The organism is Nostoc sp. (genome assembly GCF_036919555.1).
GTDB lineage: Bacteria > Cyanobacteriota > Cyanobacteriia > Cyanobacteriales > Nostocaceae > Nostoc.
The window spans coordinates 1-19,808 of sequence record NZ_JBALCS010000102.1; the positions used below are offsets into that span (position 1 = coordinate 1).

Sequence of the window (19,808 nt, forward strand, 5' to 3'; positions counted from 1 at the left end):
TACTTCAACAGCAAGATTTGATTCAAGGGTTAACGGGTTTTCACTGGTGGATTAAAATCGGAGCTTAATCGTAAGTGATTTACCGAACATGATATGACATCCTGCATTCACTAATTTGAAGTAGCAAAGGAGCGTGGCGACGAGGGTGGAAAATAATTAAACAAACAGGAATCCAAAATGTACACAACAACTCAACCTGATCCCGTCCGCTTGGAAATATTCAAAAATCTCTATCAATTTATCGCCGAACAAATGGGAATTGTGTTACAAAACACGGCCACATCAGTGAATATCAAAGAGAGGTTAGATTTCTCCTGTGCTATTTTTGACTCATCGGGATTATTAGTCGCTAATGCTCCCCACATTCCTGTACATTTAGGCTCAATGAGTGAAAGTGTCCGCAGCTTAATTCATGATCAAGGCGATACTCTAAAACCAGGAAATGTCTATTTATCTAATAATCCCTATAATGGCGGCACCCACCTTCCTGATGTCACTGCAATTACCCCTGTATTTCTGAAAAGTGAGGAAAATACTACACCCTCTACTCCCATTTTCTACGTCGCTTCTCGTGGACATCAAGCCGATATCGGTGGAATTACTCCTGGTTCAATGCCTCCCCACAGTACCACAGTAGAAGAAGAAGGAATTATTTTTGATAATTTTCTCTTAGTTGAAGAGGGAAATTTTCGAGAAACCGCAGTCAGACAGCACCTCTCAAATCATATTTATCCTGCCCGTAAGCCTGAGCAAAATATCGCTGATTTAAAAGCACAAATTGCCGCGAATGAAAGGGGAGTTCAAGAACTCCGTAAAATGGCTTCACAATACGGACTTGAGACTGTCCAAGGTTATATGAAATTTGTGCAAGCTAATGCTGAAGAGTCGGTGAGAAAGGTGATCAATCTTCTCAAGGATGGCGCATTTATTTATGAAATGGATAATGGGGCAATAATTCAAGTTAAAGTGACGATTCACCAAGAAAGTCGTAGTGCAACCATTGATTTTACTGGGACTTCTCGGCAACTAAATAGTAATTTTAATGCTCCGAAAGCAGTAACTCAAGCAGCAGTCTTATATGTCTTTCGGACTTTGGTTGATGATCATATTCCTCTGAATGCCGGGTGTCTTAACCCTCTAGAAATTATTATACCTGTCGGCTGTATGCTGAATCCAATTTATCCAGCAGCAGTAGTAGCGGGTAATGTCGAAACTTCTCAAACTATTGTTGATGCTTTATATGGTGCTTTGGGTGTGATGGCTGCTTCTCAAGGAACGATGAATAATTTTACTTTTGGTAATGAGCAATATCAATATTATGAAACTATCTGCGGCGGCTCTGGGGCAGGAATTGATTTTGATGGAACTGATGGTGTTCATTCTCACATGACTAACTCCCGCTTGACCGATCCAGAAGTTTTAGAAACTCGTTATCCTGTGCTTTTAGAAAGCTTTAGTCTTCGTCCCGATAGCGGTGGTAAAGGAAAATATTCCGGTGGGAATGGAGTTGTCCGCCGCATCCGTTTTCTAGAACCGATGACAGCTAATATTCTCTCTGGTCATCGGGTTGTCCCTCCCTTTGGATTAAATGGTGGGGAAGCCGGAATTGTCGGACGCAACTGGATACAACGTCAGAATGGAATTGAAGAGAATTTAGACAGCACAGCAACAGTAAAGATCAAATCTGGGGATGTTTTTGTGATCGAAACTCCTGGAGGAGGCGGATTTGGTAAAAAGCGAGGATGACAACTAGGACATCTGCGATCGCTATCCACTGCCAAAGCGCCAGGATACCATATTAAAATAAGGGTAGTAGTGCATAGTAATGATAAAATCAGGAAGTGTTTTTCAATACCAGAGCTATGTACTGTCCTAAATGCAACTCAAGCAACATAGTTAAAAATAGACACACTCACTACGGAAAACAACGCTTCAAATGTCAAAATTGTAGGCGACAATTTGTCGAGAGTCCAACCCGACAACCAATTGACAATTCAACACGTGAATTAATTGATAAACTTTTACTTGAACGACTTTCATTAGCTGCGATCGCCCGCGTTACTGGAGTCTCACTGCGTTGGCTTCAACACTACGTAAATCAGAAATACTACCAAGTTCCGAAATCCGTGGAAGTTACTAAAAAAAACCAGGTAGGCTAATTCTCCAAATTGATGAGATGTGGTCATACGTAGGGTCGAAATCCAATAAACAATGGATTTGGGGTGCAGGCGATCGCTCTGACCAATCGGCTAAAAGATTATGGCAATCTCTACCACCAGTCTATCGTCAATGTGCAATTTATTACACTGAGTTTTGGGAAGCGTATGAACAGATTTTACCTAGTAAAAGACACAAAGCAGTCGGTAAAGACAGTGGCAAGACAAGCTATATTGAACGATTTAACAACACTCTACGGCAACGAGTTGGACGGTTAGTTCGTAAAACCTTGTGATTCTCTAAAAGGTTGGACAACCATATTGGTGCTATTTGGTATTTTATTCATCAGTACAATGATAATCTCAGAAGCTAAATCATTACTATGCACTACTACCGGCTTGACGCTAAAGCTGTTCTAACTCAGCAATATCTAAATGCGTGGCTATACTGATTCGTTTCGGCATAGTTCATCGTTTGCATCCCTACTTATATCATAAGTGATTATCCGAACATGATATTACACACAAAAAATTGTAAAAAGCAAGGATATAGATAACAAAATCTTTTTTACATAACTTTACTTTTAAATTCATTTCCTAGAGTACTTGCTTTTTAGCAAAAACTGTGAAATGCTTTGTTATATTAAAAACTACGGTAAATCAATCAAGTTAAAGTTGTTTGTAGATACGAATCTAATGGCAACCTGTGTTAAGAAACGATAAATTGGCGCTACTGGTGAGCCGTCAAGTAGGTAGGCAAAGAGATTTCTGACATTAGTGCTAGTGCGGCATTGATGGGGTGAAGACTTGATGCTTAAGATTTTATCGATGGGGGGAAATTATAGATGCTGAAGACGTTAACAACCGATTTTGAACTCGACTTAGAAGCAGATGTGCTTGTGATTGGAGGTGGACCAGCCGGAACTTGGGCGGCTTGGAGTGCTGCATCAAATGGAGCTAGGGTGATCCTCGTAGACAAAGGATATTGTGGCACAACTGGATGTGCTGCTGCATCTGGTAATGGTGTGTGGTACGTGCCACCCGATCCAGAAGCACGAGAAACAGCAAAGGCGAGTCGGGAATCGTTGGGTGGGTTTTTATCCGATCGCAATTGGATGGATCGGGTACTGGATCAAACCTATGAAAACGTCAATCAGTTAGCAGAGTGGGGTTATCCCTTCCCTACCGACGATGAAGGCAAACCCTATCGGCGATCGCTGCAAGGGCCAGAATATATGCGGCTGATGCGGCGGCAAATTCAACGGGCAGGAGTGAAGATTTTAGATAATAGCCCCGCCTTAGAACTACTGGTTGATGACGATTGTGCTGTTGCTGGTGCAACGGGTGTGAACCGTCAGACTGGGGAGAAATGGATAGTGCGATCGCACTCTACAATCATCGCTACAGGCGGCTGTGCGTTTCTCAGTAAAGCGTTAGGATGCAACGTCCTGACAGGGGATGGTTATCTAATGGCGGCAGAAGCAGGGGCTGAGATGTCGGGCATGGAATTCTCCAATGCTTACGGCATCTCTCCCGCCTTTTCTTCAGTTACCAAAACCCTGTTTTATAATTGGGCAACTTTCACCTACGAAGACGGTACTGTCATTCCGGGAGCAAGTTCTCATAGACGGTCAGTAATTGCCGAGACATTGTTGCAACAGCCAGTTTACGCCATCATAGACAAAGCGGCGGAATCGATGCGGGCATCTATGCGTTTAGCGCAGCCCAACTTCTTTTTACCCTTTGACCGTGCAGGGATCGATCCATTTACTCAACGTTTCCCTGTGACTCTGCGCCTAGAAGGAACTGTGCGTGGTACGGGGGGAATTCGGATTGTAGATGAGAGTTGTGCCAGTTCTGTACGGGGACTCTACGCGGCTGGAGATGCTGCCACACGGGAACTGATTTGTGGCGGATTTACTGGTGGTGGTAGCCACAATGCAGCTTGGGCAATATCTTCTGGCTATTGGTCGGGGAAATCGGCTGCTGAATATACCCGCAGTTTGGGGGAATACAAAACTCAACGCCGAGTTCGGGGTGTTGGGGAGGTAGGATTACAAAGTGGGAGCGATCGCTCTCAAACCTTGGCAACTGATGAAATTATTCAAGCAGTCCAAGCTGAAGTATTTCCCTACGAAAAGAACTATTTCCGTACAGAACAAGGCTTAACAGAGTCTTTAGGTAAGCTAAATCATCTTTGGCAAGAACTCCGCAGTAGTCAGGTAACATCAGATAAAGAGCTAATCCGGGCGCGAGAAGCTGCGGCAATGGTAGCTACAGCGCGATGGATGTACAGCAGTGCCATTGAGCGTAAAGAAACTCGTGGTATGCACAAACATCTAGATTATCCAGAACTTGATGCTAACCAGCAACATCACCTGATTAGTGGCGGATTAGATCAAGTTTGGGTGAAGAGTCAGCCGCTACTTAAATCCAAAATCCAAAATCCAAAATCTAAAATAGGGGTGACAGTGTGATTGAGTTGGTCAGCGAATCGCGGTGCATCAAATGTAATCTCTGCGTGAACATTTGTCCAACCAACGTGTTTGACAGAGTATTTAATGCGCCGCCAACCATTGCCAGACAAAGTGACTGCCAAACCTGTTATATGTGCGAATTGTATTGTCCAGTTGACGCTCTTTATGTTGCACCAGAAAGCGATGTGACGACTTCAGTCAACGAGACAGAATTGGCAGAAGTTGGGCTGCTGGGTAGTTATCGAGAAAACATCGGTTGGGGACATAAACGCACATCAACAGCAAAAGCCGATCAAACATTCCAAATTTTGAAGCAGATGAAATAGTGCGGCAAAGAAAAGAGTCATGCTGTCGTTCAAAGTAGAAACAGGTTCTATGAGTAAAAATATAGTCATTTTCAATTCGGTGAAGTACAGATATGCAGACAGACCTAACCCCCTAACCCCCTTCCCGACGCGGGAAAGAGGAAAAATTCAAAGCCTCTCTCCTAAAAGGAGAGAGGCCAAAACTGTACTTCACTCAATCGAAATTGGTGATGGTTTAGGATTCCACCATCAACTATTGGCTCCAGAAGATCCAGGCGAACTCGATGAATTTGAACTAGCAGGAATTGAGAAACCGGAAGATGTGCGCGATCGCTTCTTGAATCATTTCTACTTCAGTACGGAATCAGACGATACCCGTGTATCTCAAGCCTTTAATCGTGCCGCTAATCCCTTTGGCGACCGAGTTAAAGCCTTCTTAGGCTCCGATTCCGGTCACTGGGATGTACCTGATATCACCGCCGTTACTGCCAACGCTTACTCAATGGCAGAACACGAAATCATTACTAAAGAAGACCTCCGCTACTTCCTCTCAATCCATCCCTTGGAGTTGTATACCGGTCTTAATCAAGACTTCTTCAAAGGTACAGGTGTTGAGAAAGCCGCAAACGAATATCTGGCGGCTAAGAAATAACTGTCATTAGTCATTGGTCATTTGCAAAGGACAAAGGACTAATGACAAAGGACAATTTTTTACAACGTTCCATGTTCCATTTCCTCTGTTCATTTGTAGGGTGGATTTTGCCCACTCTGCATTTCTCCTAAACTCTGGGTTTAATACCAAATTGTTCAAGTATGTCTTGTTTAACTTTCACAGAGCAACGGATTAGAAACTTGTTGAATTAAGTAGTCTGTCATTACGAACGCTTCACTAGCAAGGACTGTAAATATTTTTGTCCAACTAGTTAATAAGCATTATTCTGTGTTTCCCATAATTACGAATTACTAAAGTAGCAAGGATGATTTTATTATGGTGCTAAATATTACAAAACCAAAGGATTACATTGAGGTAGCAACTTCTCTGTCCAAGGAACTGGCTCAATCGGCAGTTGAACGGGATGCGAAAGCTGGAGTTCCAGAAGAGGAAATTAATAAACTGCGTGAGAGTGGCTTACTACCACTGATTGTACCTAAGCAATATGGCGGCATTGGTGCAACTTGGATTGATGCCTTAAAAATTGTCAGAAAGCTATCAAAAGCTGATGGTTCAATTGGTCAGTTGTATGGTAATCATCTCAACTTGACAGCTTTGGGTCACGTTTCTGGCACGCTGTCTCAAAAGGAAAAATATTATAGAGAAACCGCTAAAAATAACTTATTTTGGGCAAATGCCATTAACACAAAAGATACTAGGCTGAAAATTAACCCAGAAGGTGATAACTTTCGTGCTAATGGTGTTAAAAGCTTTGGCACAGGTATTTCCGTGGCAGATTATCGGGTATTCTCCGCTTTGGAAGATGGTGTAGAATTGCCCTTCATATTCATAATTCCCAAAGACAGGGAAGGGTTAGTTTCCAATCAAGATTGGGACAATATTGGGCAACGTCGCACTGATAGCGCTAGTTATACATTTAACAATGTTTTAGTAGAAAAAGATGAGATTTTGGGGCCACCCAATCCCCCTGATAATGCCTTTTCAACTTTTCTTGGTATTATTGCCCAGCTAACAAAAACCAACGTTTATCTGGGAATTACTAAAGGAGCCTTCGCCGCCGCTCGTGAATATACTAAAATCACTACTCAACCTTGGATTACATCAGGGGTAGATAGTGCGACTCAAGACCCATATATTCTGCATCATTATGGAGACTTTTGGATTGAAATTCAAGCCGCGATCGCTCTAGCTGATCAAGCAGCAGAGAAAGTGCAAGCAGCCTGGGACAAGGATACAGAACTTACTTATCAAGAAAGGGGAGAAACTGCGATCGCAGTTTCCGCCTCCAAGGCATTAGCTACCCGTGTAGGTATAGATATTACCAACCGCATCTTTGAAGTTACGGGAACTCGCGCCACTGGAACCAAATATGGGTTTGATCGTTACTGGCGAGATTTGCGAACCTTTACTCTCCACGATCCTGTGGACTACAAATTGCGAGCAATCGGCGATTGGGTACTCAACGATCAACTACCCGTCATCACACAATATTCTTAGGGCATTGGGCATTGGGCATGGGGAAGAATTCTTAATAACTCCTAACTCCCCACTTCCCACTCCCCACTCCCCATTACCCATTACCCCTTATCCCCAATCCAAAATTAATATGACTCAACTAAAAACACTTCCTACCTACGACCCAAGTTTATTTGAGGGAGCCGCAGAGGGCTACGCTCAATATAGAACTAAATACCCAGAGGTTGTATTCGACAAACTAGCCGAAATATTTAATCTCAATGGTCAAGGACGACTCCTTGATTTAGGTACTGGCCCAGGATTAATTTCAATTCCTCTGCGAACCAGATTTGAAGAAGTTGTTGCGATCGATCCCGATCCAGGAATGATTGCAGAAGCTAAACGGCAAGCAGCAGCAGTCGGAGCAAATAATATTATTTGGTTAGAACAAGGAGCCGAGTTAATTGACTCTAGTTTAGGGAAATTTAAGTTAACCACTATTGGTAGAGCCTTCCACTGGATGGAACGCGAATTAGTGCTTGAGAGACTCTATGAATTGCTTACTGATGATGGTGGACTAGCACTGCTTCAGACTGGTGACAACCCTTGGCAAAGCAATCTACCTTGGAAACAAGCTGCTGTTGGAGTAGTAAAGAAATGGTTAGGTGAAGAACGGCGGACTGGACAACGAGGACAAGGTACTCGTAAGCCAGTCGATCCTCCCCATGAAGTCGTAATTGGCAATTCGGCTTTTGCTCGTCAAGAAACCTATGAAGTGCCATTTGAAAAATCTTGGACTGTCGATAGCTATCTTGGCTACTTATACACTACAGCTTTCTCTCTCAAAATTTTCTATGGCGATAACGCCCCAGCATTTGAAAAGGATCTCAGAGAAGCACTACTAGCAGTTGAGCCGTCTGGACATTTTACAGAAGAACTCAAAGCTACAATCCTAGTCGCTTGGAAGCACTAGCAAAATTGAACACGAACAAGACAGAGTTTCACTCACAAATTTCAATCTTCCACTAGCACGACATTGGAGTAAGCCTTTCTCACTCCACTTCCTAAATTTTGCCCTCCTCACTATTAAATTTTCAGTTCCTAAAGTCGTTGCAGAGTGGGTATAACCCACTCTATTTACTAGTTTAATAAATAAAATTTTTAAACCTACAAAAAAATAATTAGTGTCGTTTTGAAATCAATTGATAGATAAGACTTTTTGTTATTTATATGGCAATTAATCATAATTGTTCTAACCACCTAGAGGGAATAAATAAAATAACCCATGCCAGCTTTAAAAGGAAAGTTTGAATTCAGGAAAAGCCAAAGAACAACACGTCGTTCTTTACTGTTTGCTATGAGCTATTGCTTAATGCTATCGACGGTTCTATCGAGTTGTAGTGAAGCCAAAAATAACACTCAGCAGTCGGCAGCTTCCCCTGAATCGGTGGCTTCATCTAGCACTACAGCAAAGTCAACTGAAAAGCAAGTAGTGCGGATTGTACGGTCAAAACAACTTACTGCTCTGGCAGTTTTAGAAAAGCAGGGTTCCTTGGAAAAGCGATTAGAGCCTCTGGGTTTTAAAGTACAGTGGCCTGAGTTTGCGGCTGGCCCACAACAGCTAGAAGCCTTGAATGCAAATGCACTGGATATCGCATCTACAGCCGAATCACCTCCTGTATTTTCACAAGCAGCAGGAGCGCCCCTTGTTTATCTAGCTACTACACACCCCAGTGGTAAAGCAATTTCACTTTTAGTTCCTGTAAACTCTCCTATTAAAAGTGTTGCTGATTTGAAGGGCAAAAAAGTAGCTTTTCAAAAAGCCTCTATTGGCCACTACCTATTAGTTAAGGCATTAGAAGATGCGGGGCTGAAACTGAGCGATGTCCAATCAGTTTTTTTAGCACCAGCAGACGCAAATGCGGCATTTAGTCAGAACAAGGTGGATGCTTGGTATATTTGGGAGCCATTCGCTACCAGAAATGAACAAAAGAAAATCGCTCGTGTTTTAGCAGATGGTGGTAAGTTGCGAGATACTGGCAACTTTTACTCAACCTCACGCCAGTTTTATCAGGCTCATCCTGACGTGATCAAAGTGTTTCTAGATGAGCTACAAAAGACAGAAATCTGGACTAAGGATCATCCCAAAGAAGTAGCACAACTGCTTGCTCCTGTAACTCAGCTAGATCCACCGACTCTAGAAATAATGCATGATAAATATGACTATGGACTGGTACCAATTACCGAGAAAGTCATCATCAAGCAACAGGAAGTTGCAGATAAGTGGTACAGCTTAGGACTTATCCCCAAGAAGGTGAATGTTAGAGACGGGTTTTTGACACCTGAAGAGTACGCCAAAATTACTCCCTCAGACGTGTTAGCGAATAAGTAGTTATCCCTGTTAAATTCTCAAATCTGCTTTTAACGATAGGGTGGGAGCCATCCACCCTGATTCCTAAACTAGACAGTACAAAACACTCATATAAATATATAAAAAATATTATTCTATCTAAAAACAAGTGTTGATAAACACTTTATTTAAATTCAAAAACAGATAAAATCTAAACGAGAATTAACAGTTATTTTTGTCCACAAAAAATATTAACCTCAATTGTTTCTCATGTAATGAAACAACAGATTACTATATCCTTGTTTAAATATTTGCATTGAACCTACAGGTATAAGATGTTTAGCAATACAATCAAAAAAAAGTCAACAATAATCAGTAGAATAGCGTTATTTGTAATGCCGGGTTGTTTGGCTTTATCTACCACTTTAATCAGTTGTACATCAACCAGTGATAATACAAATACTGCAACTGATACGAAAGCAGAGCCAGCAGCCACAAAAACCATTACTTTTAAAACCAAACTGCTGCGAATGGGGTATCAAAGCTCTGGTGATTTAGTTAGAGTGAGGAGAGTTTTAGAAAAACGTTTAGAACCCTTGGGTGTCAAAGTTGAGTGGGCACAATTTGCCCAAGGGCCGCAACTCATGGAAGCGATGAATGTCGGCAAAATTGATGTTGGTTCAGTAGGAGAAACTCCTCCCATTTTTGCTCAAGCTGCTGGTGCCAGAATCGTCTATCTTGCTGGTAGACGAATTACTGCTACTTCAGGTAAAGGGAGTGCGATCGCAGTTCCTAAAGGTTCTTCAATTAAAACTTTAGCTGATATCAAAGGACAAAAAGTTGTCTTTCAAAAAGGTTCTGCTTCTCACTATTTTATCATCAAAGCTTTAGAAGAAGTCGGCTTGAAATACAGTGATATTAAAGTCTTGAGTATGCCCAATATCGAAGCTCGTGGTGCATTTATTCAGGGCACTATTCCAGTTTGGGTAACTGGTGATCCTCACTTAGCTTTAGTGGAAAAACTCCACGGTGCGCGTGTGCTGAGAGATGCCACAAATATTGGTACTCCAGGTGGATATTATGTAGGAACACGCGAGTTTGCTAGTGACAATCCCGAATTACTTCGGATTATCCTGGAAGAGATTGATAAAAATGGTCAATGGGCAGAAGCAAATCGTAAAGAAGTAGCCAAACTAATAGCACCGGTACTTAAAATTGATCTCCCCATTCAAGAAATAATTTCTGGACGCGCTAATTATCGACTAAAAGGAATTACTCCAGAATTGATGAAAGCTCAACAAAGTGTTGCCGATTTATTTTATCAGGAAAAAATATTACCTAAAAAGATTGATGTTAAGGAAGCACTGCTCACACCTAAAGAATATGCAGCTATTACTCCACCAACACTGATAAGTGAAAAGTAGAGACTAATCAGATATAAAGGCTGTTTTTTTCAGCCAACTATAATACCAATTTCCTAAAACCAAAAAGAGATTTATTGAATTAGTGCAATCTCAAGTTTTAATACTAAATTGGTGTTCTAGGAGGTTGACAGAACAACTTCCAATTATCTTACTTGCTTTTGAAAGTAAGACTTACAACCCACATTCCGCAATTCATTTTGTAATATACAAAGATTATGAAATCTAGCGATGCTTAGGTTGGGCTGCGCCTACGCAATCTAACCATAAGCATAGTCAAACTACCAATAATCGTCAGTATTAATACTTAATAATATGGACATTGTTGGTAATGATTTTTGAATTATTCATATAATACATTTTGAAGTGCAAAATATGGGTTACAACTTAAAAGCTAAAACCTACAAGGAAAATTACAACTGATGAACAAACCATTTCAACCACAACGCCGCACAGTTTTAAAGCGTATTATCCAATATTCAGCATTGGGAATGTTTGCTTTATTATCTCCCTTTGTGGGTAGCCTTGTGCAAAGCACCCAAGCGCAGACAAAATCCGAATTTAACGCCAAAGTAATTAACTTGGCCTATCAAAGTTCTGGTGATATTGTCAAAGCCAGAAAAGTTGTTGAGCCACGTTTCAAAGCATTAGGTGTAACTGTAAATTGGGTTGGGCCATTTGCAGCAGGGCCGCAATTGATAGAAGCGCTGAATGCAGGTAAGGTGGATATCGGTAGTGTCGGAGAGACACCTCCAATATTTTCCCAAGCCGCAACCACAAGCATCCCTGAATTTGTGTATATTGCTGGACGCACGCCCACCAATGGTACAAACCAAGGTATTGTGGTGAAAGCTAATTCTCCCATTAAGAAAGTAGCGGATCTTAAAGGTAAGAAAATTGCTTTTCAGGTAGGGTCGAATGCACAGTATTTACTAGCAAAAGCTTTGCAAGAGGTAGGGTTCAAAATTAGCGATATTCAAATCGTTGCTTTGACTCCATCTGAAGCCCGCGATGCCTTTCTTCAAGACAAGGCTGACGCCTGGGTGGGTGGCGATCCGTTGTTAGCTGTTGTGGAAAGTACTGTCCCGATTCGTAATCTGAGAAATGGAGCAGGAATTAACACTCTAGGCGGATTTTATCTTGGCAGACGTCCATTTGTGACCCAAAATCCGGGATTGGTGCAAGTGTTTTTAGAGGAAGCAGAGACGGCAGGAGAATTTGCTGAAAAAAACCCAACTATAATTGCCAACGAGTTAGCTCCTGATCTGAAATTAGATGTATCAATTGTAGAAAAGGTGGTACGCCGTAGTGCTTATAGATTGAGAAGACTGACACCTGCGATCATTGCCCAACAGCAGGCCGTTGCTGATTTTTATTTTGCACAAAAAGTCATCCCGCGTAAGATAGATGTTAAACAAGCTATTCTTCCTACTCTGCAATATCAAGCTATCACACCTGATAATATCAAGTAACGTAAACAGGTAGAGACAGGCTTATTCAGCTATCAACCGTTCAAATCTGAACTGTTTTGGTATACGATCTGTTAAAGTTGGGGTCATGCTTTATAACTGCCTAAATGCTTATCCTATATACATTTTCGCAGTTTTTGACCCCATTTTTTATCTCTTTGTGAGAAATCCGGGTCAAAAAGATAAAAACTCTCTTCCCTAATCTCTAATCCATATTTCAAACCTGCTGACGATTAGCTAATTTTTTCTAGCATTAGTCAAATCATCTCTTGTTTTAACGTGCTATCCCCTCTTGATCTGAGTCGAAACACTTAATAAATCGCGCTTCATCCCTGTGCATTTGCGGGAAATAGAACCATTGATGTTGGGAATTATACGTAACCAAGTATGTTTCGCCGACGTGATCACGGTACACCAAATCACCAGCTACAAGGTCTGTGGGGGCGATACTTTGGGCATCACACACTGCTAACGGTGATTCTTGGATTGGTTGGGCGATCGCTCTCCAAACATTAATAATGGCAAAGCGTCGTTGCAATAAAATATCAATATTCTCTATTCCCCGCGCTGCTAATTCTAGACGGGCGCGAGTGGAGAAGCGACTTGTTTAGGGATCAATCCAACGGCTCACTGCTGGTAATTGTGCAGAGAACCATAGCGCACCTAAGATACTCAGACTGCCACAGACAATCAAGGCATTAGTCGCACCAAAATTATCTGCCAAAGTTCCAGATAACAGATTCCCAAAGGGCATCATACCCACCATTGCTAGGGCATAAAAACTCATCACCCGTCCGCGGTTATCTTCAGCAACTAGGGTTTGGATAATCATATTACTGCTGGTAATCAGGAGGATGGAAAAGCAGCCTGTAAACACCAGTATGATTATGGATAATCCAACTTGACGCGATAGTGAGAAGGAAATCAAACTTATCCCGATCAAGACTTGAGCGACTATAATCAAACGCTCTAAGCCCGCAATCCCTCGCCTAACACTCAGATACAAACAAGCAAATAACGAGCCAATGGGCGCTGAGGTGCTGAGGTGAGCCATCGTAGTTGCATCCCCATTTAAAATCTTAGCCGCAAAGACGGGCATGAGCGCGATATGAGACATCCCGACTAAACCTTGTAACGCCAGTATTAATAAAATTGCTCTAATCGGCTGGAATTTAGAGACATATTCAAAGCCCTCCCACAATTTCTGCAAAGTATCGCTAAGGCTCGTAAGGGTTTGCATCGGTCTGACTTTCAGGCGCATCGCTAGCAGGGTAAAGATAGCAGGGATATAGCTGAGGGTATCGTAGAGGAAGCAATATTTCACCCCTAGCGTCGCAATCAAAATCCCGCCCATCGCGGGTCCCAATACCAGCGAGGAACTTAACATCACTGAATTCAAGGCGACCGCATTGCCCCAATCGGCGCGATCGTCTACGGTTTCGGTGACGATTGTATGACGCACGGGCATATCTAATCCCTTGAGCAAACCATTGAGAACACTCAATACCAATAGGATGGGAAACGTAATCCAATTCGTAAAGGTAAGAATCGTTAAAGTCAGGGAAACGCTAATTCCCAATATCTGCACCAGCATTAACAAGTCACGACGACTCCAGCGATCGGACAATACGCCCGAAAAGGGAATCAGTAATAACGTAGGTAAAAATTGTACAAACCCTGCGATTCCCAACAACCAAGCCGATTGAGTCAAATCGTATACCAGCCAAGGAATAGTTAACTGCTGGGTCATAAATGTCCCAGACATTGATAGTAACTGTCCCCCAAAAAACAGCCGAAAGTTACGCCAGCGTAAGGCGGGTAAATACTGGTAAATGATATTACTTACGCGATCGCCTAGTTGTCTGTTCCAAATTTTCATCAGGGGAATTATATTATGCGTTACTAAATATTAGATTAACTGATATTCAGTTTAACTAATAATAGGATAATCGCGTAGTTTACCGCCGCAGGCATCGCGTCTGCTTTTGTCGCAAGCTTACTGATTCAAAGGTTAAGCCTTATTCCTAACGGCATCCGGTGTAATCGCTGCATACTGCTGGGAAGTTAAGGTTGCTCCTTTAACATCGACTTGTTTTGGCACAAGTTTCAGATCATACAGAAGATCCGCAACCTTTTGTTGAGCGCTAATTACTTCTTCAGTAATTGGTCTCATGTCATATTTTCTTCTTGTCAGCGTCAACTCCATAGTATCGACATCAGTTTTGACCTTCGGCGCGAGGATTTCGGCAGCAGCCCGCCTGTTTTTGTTTGCCCACTGCCCAACTTCGTAGTACTCTGACAAAATTGCTTTCAAGAGTTCAGCATTATTAGTTGCAAAATCTCGTGAAGCTAGATAATAACCTCCTGGTGTCTTAATTCCTTGGGCGTTTCTTAAGACCCGGATACTGCCTTCCCGTTGCAGCTTGATCAGATTAGGATCACCTTCTACAAAGGCATCAACCGTCTTGCTTAAAAACGCTGCTCTTCCATCTGCAACGGGTAGATTCACTGATTCAATATCACTGATTTTTAGCCCTACCTCTTCCAACGCTTTCACCACAAAAAAGGTCTGAGCCGTCCCTCTAGAATAAGCAACTTTTTTACCTTTAATATCTGCCAATGTTTGGATTGGAGAATCCTTTAGCACAATAATTGCTGAACCTTCTCCAGTCCCTGGCGGGGTATTAACTACATAAATCAGATTGGTATCAGCAGCCTGGGCAAAAATTGGTGGTGTTTCACCGGTTGGACCAATATCGATACTACCCACATTTAAGGCTTCTAAGAGCGGTGGCCCGGACACAAATTGAGACCAAGTAACACCTATTCCTTGAGGAGCCAAGCGTTTTTCGATCGCGCCTTTTTCGTGGGTTAAATCCCCGGAAACTTGGTAGCCAAGCCGAACGAGCTTGGTACTGCCTTTATTGTTACTAATGGCATTAGTAGTCAAGGTTGTGCTGCTGTTATTTGCACTGCTATTACCTGTGCTGCCTTTGTTTGTTCCACAACTGACTAAGGCAGTAAAAGACACTAACCCATAAAAAGTGTAAAGTAAATCACGCCTGGATATTGAGTACTTTCCAATTCGCGGTCTGACCATAGCCTTCTACCTCATCTTGACGCTGATAGGATGGGAGCAAAATCTCTGCAAGCTCACCGAATCAATTTGATCTATCCTTGCCAAAAAGGAATTATCAAATCGCATCCGGTTTGGTGTCAAAACTAGCTTTTCCCCCTCTGCTCTCTAAAATGGAGAAGGAAAGGGGGAGTAAAGTTTTATATCTGAAAGTAAAAATTTCTCCTTGCACTTTGTAGCTTAGGAAAGCACTGGTTGTGCTTCCTTAGACTCAGCTTTCTGCTTGAAGACGCTTGGTACTTCTGAACTGAACGCCTCACCTTGAACTACTTCTGAGCGGAAACCATCAACCCCAACTGGAACATCGCCAGTGATGGTGGTGCGATAGAGTAAACGCTCGACATCTAAATGATCTAAATCTTGAGGAGCTAAATGCACAGTGGCGCGGTTATCCCAGAACGCGATATCACCATTGTTCCAACGGAAACGGGTGGTATAGGCAGGCTTCGTGATTTGGTTGAAGAATAACTCAAGTAGCAGCTTGCTCTCTTGTGGTGACACATCAACAATGTGCGAAGTGAAGCCAGGGTTAACAAACAACGCACGCTCACCAGTCTCAGGATGAACCCTTACGACCGGGTGGATTGAAACCAAAGGATTGACAGCAATGCGCTCGGTGAACTTCCTGTTGTAGTGATGCCCGCCCCCATTAAAGCGATGTTCAGCTTTCAATATATCTGCTAGCGCCCGTAGAGGTGCTGACAGACCCTCGTAAGCTGCAACTAGATTACTCCACTGGGTGTCACCACCGAAGCTAGGAACATTAACCGCACGTAAAATTGACGCTGCTGGTGGGTTAATAGCCGCAGTTACATCTGTGTGCCAGGGGCCTCCACTGCGAAAACCGTACTGCTTTTCATAGAGCCTACGGTCAACGGGTTTGATCTGCGGGAATCCCGCTACTGGTTCAGGCTCTCCGAGGGGATGGGCAAAAGTGACTTCGCCGAAACGGGATGTGAACTCAACCTGGGCAGCATGATCGATGTTCTGTCCACGAAAGAACACGACTTTCCACTTCAATAGTGCTTTACGAATTTCTTTGACTTGATCATCATTCAGAGGACGGGAAAGGTCTACGTTACCGATTTCGGCACCGATAAAACCAGCTACTTGTTTGACTTCAATATATTTGTAGCCCATGTAGATTCTCCAGAGTTTGATTCATAGGGTGGTGTTCACACTCGCCTGTTGCCTTTGGAATTTTGCTGATAGTCTAATAACAAAATTCCTATGCTGGGAGTATAACTGAGAGTATAATACACTATTCCGATAAAAATACCGTAGTATGCAATTGCTATTTAGCAATTCCCTGTGTTTTTGCAGCTAGTGGTCGGGAGCAATGCGATTTTGTTAGATCGGTGCGATTCGTTGGCTAAAAATCAAGCCCAGTAAGGGTTATAAAGGATTAGCCGCAGGGTCATGAACCCTGACAACTTAATGACAATGTAGGTGCAAAACCGACCATTCAGGTGCAGGATTGAAAGCACTTTCCCTACGGTAGCGACTAGCCATTTATCTGCGATGTGAAAGTCTTACATCCAACGTGTTCAACACGTTTTGAATGAGGAGCAGTCTCCTCCAGGGAATTCTCTCTCCCTGTCCCCGTGTAAAGGAGTCTCTGACTGTGCCTACGTCAAAAGTAAGCAATGAACCTGGCGGAATGCAAGGCACAAAGATAAAAAGATGTAACCCTTACCAGATAATAGTTTTAGTCTAAAATAATCATTGTCTCCAACATATTAGAAAATAAAGCCACAAACCTAATCCCAGTCATAGTTTTAAAATTTGCCTTTGATTTTTGTTTTCGGAGAGTGACAGAAGAGGGATAGAGATAGTCCCATTCCAAAACTGGAGAGCGACCATGAAAGCTGCAATTTTAAAAACGTTTGGATCGTCACTCGTCGTCGAGACCTTGCCCGACCCAATCCTGGGAACGGGGGAAGTCGTCGTTGATGTCGTGGTGGACGGTGTTCTACCCTATGCGAACGAGGTCTTCAGCGGCAAGCGAAAATACCTACTCAGCCTGCCGATGGCATCGGCAGCCGGGGCGATCGGCCGCGTGCGGTCCGTTGGACCGGACGCGACGCGTCTGGTTGTCGGCGATTGGGTCTTCTGCGATCCGACTGTGCGATCGCGTGACGATGCATTAACCCCCGACATCACGCTACAAGGCTTGAGCGCTCGCGGCGTGGTCTGCGCTTGCAGAAGCATTTCCCACCACGGCTCCTTCGCCGAACAGATGCTGGTCCCGACGGAGAATGCTATTTCAATCGGCTCAATCGACCCAGAGGAGGCAGGGCGGTGGTGCGCGCTGAACCTGCTTCTCGTGCCGTATGGCGGTCTCTTAGCGGCGAACCTACAGGCAGGAGAGACGATTCTGATCAGCGGTGCTACCGGGAACTTCGGCAGCGCCGGCGTCGCTGTTGCCCTGGCGATGGGGGCAGGCTGCGTCGTCGCGCCAGGTCGGAACGAGAAGATGCTGGAGGATCTAGCGCGCCGTTTCGGTCATCGCCTTCGGACCGTGAAGCTCAGCGGCGACGAGGGTGAGGATCGTGAGCGGATGAAGCAAGCAGCACCGGGTCCGATGGACTGCGTGCTGGACATTCTGCCACCTTCAGCAGGTACGACACCTGTGCGGGCCGCCGCCATGACGGTACGGGAATTCGGCAGGAGTAGCAAAACAACGGTTTTGAATGATCAAATCAGCGTTTGAACCATATCTTGGGATGAAAGTTTATGAAAATGCTGTTTTCAAAGGGTTATTTTGTACAAGTTTTGTCCGAAAAGGTTTTTTAAACTCCTATTTACGTTATGGTTCAAAAAAATAAACTCTCGCTCATGATTTGATGCAGAGTTTTATTTTCCTTTTGGCTATAAAGCTTGAATTGGCGTTACTTTTTGCTCGGTTTATGGTTCAGAGTTTTGCTCAAATTTATGATTCAAAGCACAGTAAATTACCTGCTATATCCCATATACTTTATGCGTAGAAGAGATCGCACTTTACAACCAAATATCCGAAGTACAATCACCACCTGGATAGCGCATTTCATGAGCGCGAGCAGGTCCAGAGGGTTCTTTACCAAAGTCAACGTAAAAATTTTCGTTAATTTTCATTCCCCCATTTTCAGTATCGCAATCAATCTGCAATAAATATGAGCCAGTTTTGGACAACTCAGGATAAAACTGATTATCCCAACTGCTAAATAGAGAATTGGTAACATAAAGCCGCTTACCATCCAAACTCAGCTGTAGCATCTGCGGTCCACCTAATAATTTATGACCTTGGACTTCGCCACTTAACCCTTGCAAACCACCACACCAAACCTGACCAGTTAGACGAGGATGAGCAGGATCGCTAATATCGTATTGACGAATATCTCCATGCAGCCAATTGGAGAAATAAATATAGCGATCATCCATAGAAATTAAGATATCAGTGATCAACGATGGCACAGGTATCAGCCAGCCTTCTATTTCTATTGATGGTATATCCAGGACTTTTTCTACTTGCCAATGACCATTAGACTTATGCCAATGCCAAACATTACTGCTGAGTGCGGCGGCAACAAATCCATGAGTACTATCAGAGTTATGATGAAAGCGTAGTTCTAAGGGAATTAAACCTTCTTCCCCCAGGTCAACAGTTTGAATAATTTCGTGAGTTGACCAATCCCAAAAATGTATCTGCTGTCCATAGTTGCCAGATGTTACATCGTTGAGGTCAAAGCCTGGGTAATATGTTTTGGGTGCAGCCCACTCACTACTCACCATGATATTATGACGCGGCTGATACCAAAAGTCATAGTTAAACCGCATAGCATTGGCTTGACCTTCCCAGCGCCCAGCAATGTCAAAATTCTCATCTAGTAACAAAAAACCACCAGGACCGTTGCCTTCGCTGTCACCCAACATCGAAATCATTAGATGACCATCGGCTAGGCAATGCACTGTATGAGGTGCAGTTAAGTTGGTTTTTGCTTTAATTTCTTCTGGTTCAATAACTTTATACAGTTTTGGTGCTTGTGGCTGTGCTGTATCAACAATATAAATACGACTAGACCGTTGTCCAGGAATCACACTAAATCGCCGGGATTTACTGGCATCACCATGACAAGAACTACAAGCATTCCAACCAAAGTGATGTAACTCATCGCCAATATAAGGCATAGGTAAACGATGAATCACTTGGGAGTAGGTTAGAGAGTTAGGATCAACGTCTACAGTCGCTAAATAATCTGGTTCTTCAATACCTGTACCTGTATAAATAGCAATTACATAAAGTACTTTTTCCTTTTCTGCCTGGATAGCTGCTTCTGGGGAAGCATAACCAGGACCACAGCAAGCATGAGCCATCGTTTCACACTAA

Annotated in this window: 14 protein-coding genes and 2 pseudogenes; 11 read left to right on the forward strand and 5 right to left on the reverse strand. The window is 43.1% G+C overall.

The window, feature by feature from the left end; all coding sequences use genetic code 11:
• The first annotated feature begins 177 nt into the window (after window positions 1-177).
• The 10 genes and pseudogenes from V7K36_RS28495 (at window position 178) to V7K36_RS28540 (ending at window position 12,309) form a co-directional block, all read left to right on the forward strand.
• Complete coding sequence (locus V7K36_RS28495) at window positions 178-1,746, forward strand: hydantoinase B/oxoprolinase family protein (protein WP_335121015.1); 1,569 nt, start codon at window positions 178-180, stop codon at window positions 1,744-1,746.
• A 116-nt stretch (window positions 1,747-1,862) separates the two neighbouring features.
• Window positions 1,863-2,530 (forward strand): annotated as a pseudogene (locus V7K36_RS28500) (IS1 family transposase).
• A gap of 471 nt (window positions 2,531-3,001) precedes the next feature.
• Window positions 3,002-4,633: an FAD-binding protein gene (locus V7K36_RS28505; RefSeq protein ID WP_335121016.1), complete on the forward strand. Its 1,632-nt coding sequence runs from the start codon at window positions 3,002-3,004 to the stop codon at window positions 4,631-4,633.
• On the forward strand, window positions 4,630-4,959 hold the full coding sequence (locus V7K36_RS28510) for a ferredoxin family protein (protein ID WP_335121017.1): 330 nt from the start codon (window positions 4,630-4,632) through the stop codon (window positions 4,957-4,959). Before V7K36_RS28505 ends, V7K36_RS28510 begins: the two co-directional genes overlap by 4 nt.
• Window positions 4,960-4,978: 19 nt before the next feature.
• Window positions 4,979-5,590 carry a hypothetical protein gene (locus V7K36_RS28515; RefSeq protein WP_335121018.1) on the forward strand — a complete coding sequence of 204 codons (612 nt, stop codon included), beginning with the start codon at window positions 4,979-4,981 and terminating at the stop codon, window positions 5,588-5,590.
• Window positions 5,591-5,926: 336 nt separating this feature from the next.
• Window positions 5,927-7,108 carry an acyl-CoA dehydrogenase family protein gene (locus V7K36_RS28520; RefSeq protein WP_335121019.1) on the forward strand — a complete coding sequence of 394 codons (1,182 nt, stop codon included), beginning with the start codon at window positions 5,927-5,929 and terminating at the stop codon, window positions 7,106-7,108.
• A 109-nt stretch (window positions 7,109-7,217) separates the two neighbouring features.
• Window positions 7,218-8,039 (forward strand): class I SAM-dependent methyltransferase, encoded by an 822-nt coding sequence (locus V7K36_RS28525; RefSeq protein ID WP_334829598.1) that lies wholly within the window; start codon window positions 7,218-7,220, stop codon window positions 8,037-8,039.
• A 312-nt stretch (window positions 8,040-8,351) separates the two neighbouring features.
• Window positions 8,352-9,458 (forward strand): aliphatic sulfonate ABC transporter substrate-binding protein, encoded by a 1,107-nt coding sequence (locus tag V7K36_RS28530; RefSeq protein WP_335121020.1) that lies wholly within the window; start codon window positions 8,352-8,354, stop codon window positions 9,456-9,458.
• 293 nt (window positions 9,459-9,751) lie between these two features.
• The gene (locus V7K36_RS28535; protein WP_335121021.1) at window positions 9,752-10,840 is read left to right on the forward strand and encodes a sulfonate ABC transporter substrate-binding protein; all 1,089 of its coding nucleotides are present in this window, start codon (window positions 9,752-9,754) and stop codon (window positions 10,838-10,840) included.
• Between the two features lie 419 nt (window positions 10,841-11,259).
• Window positions 11,260-12,309 (forward strand): aliphatic sulfonate ABC transporter substrate-binding protein, encoded by a 1,050-nt coding sequence (locus V7K36_RS28540; RefSeq protein WP_335121022.1) that lies wholly within the window; start codon window positions 11,260-11,262, stop codon window positions 12,307-12,309.
• A gap of 274 nt (window positions 12,310-12,583) precedes the next feature.
• On the opposite strand, the pseudogene V7K36_RS28545 reads toward V7K36_RS28540, so the two are convergent.
• The 4 genes and pseudogenes from V7K36_RS28545 to V7K36_RS28560 form a co-directional block, all read right to left on the reverse strand.
• Window positions 12,584-12,898: pseudogene (locus V7K36_RS28545) on the reverse strand (CmcJ/NvfI family oxidoreductase); the annotation flags it as partial.
• A 15-nt stretch (window positions 12,899-12,913) separates the two neighbouring features.
• Window positions 12,914-14,185 carry an MFS transporter gene (locus V7K36_RS28550; RefSeq protein ID WP_335121023.1) on the reverse strand — a complete coding sequence of 424 codons (1,272 nt, stop codon included), beginning with the start codon at window positions 14,183-14,185 and terminating at the stop codon, window positions 12,914-12,916.
• Between the two features lie 132 nt (window positions 14,186-14,317).
• Window positions 14,318-15,406: an aliphatic sulfonate ABC transporter substrate-binding protein gene (locus V7K36_RS28555; RefSeq protein ID WP_335121024.1), complete on the reverse strand. Its 1,089-nt coding sequence runs from the start codon at window positions 15,404-15,406 to the stop codon at window positions 14,318-14,320.
• Window positions 15,407-15,622: 216 nt separating this feature from the next.
• The gene (locus V7K36_RS28560) at window positions 15,623-16,582 is read right to left on the reverse strand and encodes a TauD/TfdA dioxygenase family protein (RefSeq protein WP_335121025.1); all 960 of its coding nucleotides are present in this window, start codon (window positions 16,580-16,582) and stop codon (window positions 15,623-15,625) included.
• A 721-nt stretch (window positions 16,583-17,303) separates the two neighbouring features.
• On the opposite strand from V7K36_RS28560, the gene V7K36_RS28565 reads away from it, so the two are divergent.
• Entirely contained in the window at window positions 17,304-18,155 is an 852-nt protein-coding gene (locus tag V7K36_RS28565; RefSeq protein ID WP_335121026.1) for an alcohol dehydrogenase catalytic domain-containing protein, read from the forward strand.
• 287 nt (window positions 18,156-18,442) lie between these two features.
• Here the strand turns inward: V7K36_RS28565 and V7K36_RS28570 are convergent, their stop codons facing one another.
• The gene (locus tag V7K36_RS28570) at window positions 18,443-19,795 is read right to left on the reverse strand and encodes a selenium-binding family protein (protein WP_335121027.1); all 1,353 of its coding nucleotides are present in this window, start codon (window positions 19,793-19,795) and stop codon (window positions 18,443-18,445) included.
• Window positions 19,796-19,808 lie beyond the last annotated feature (13 nt).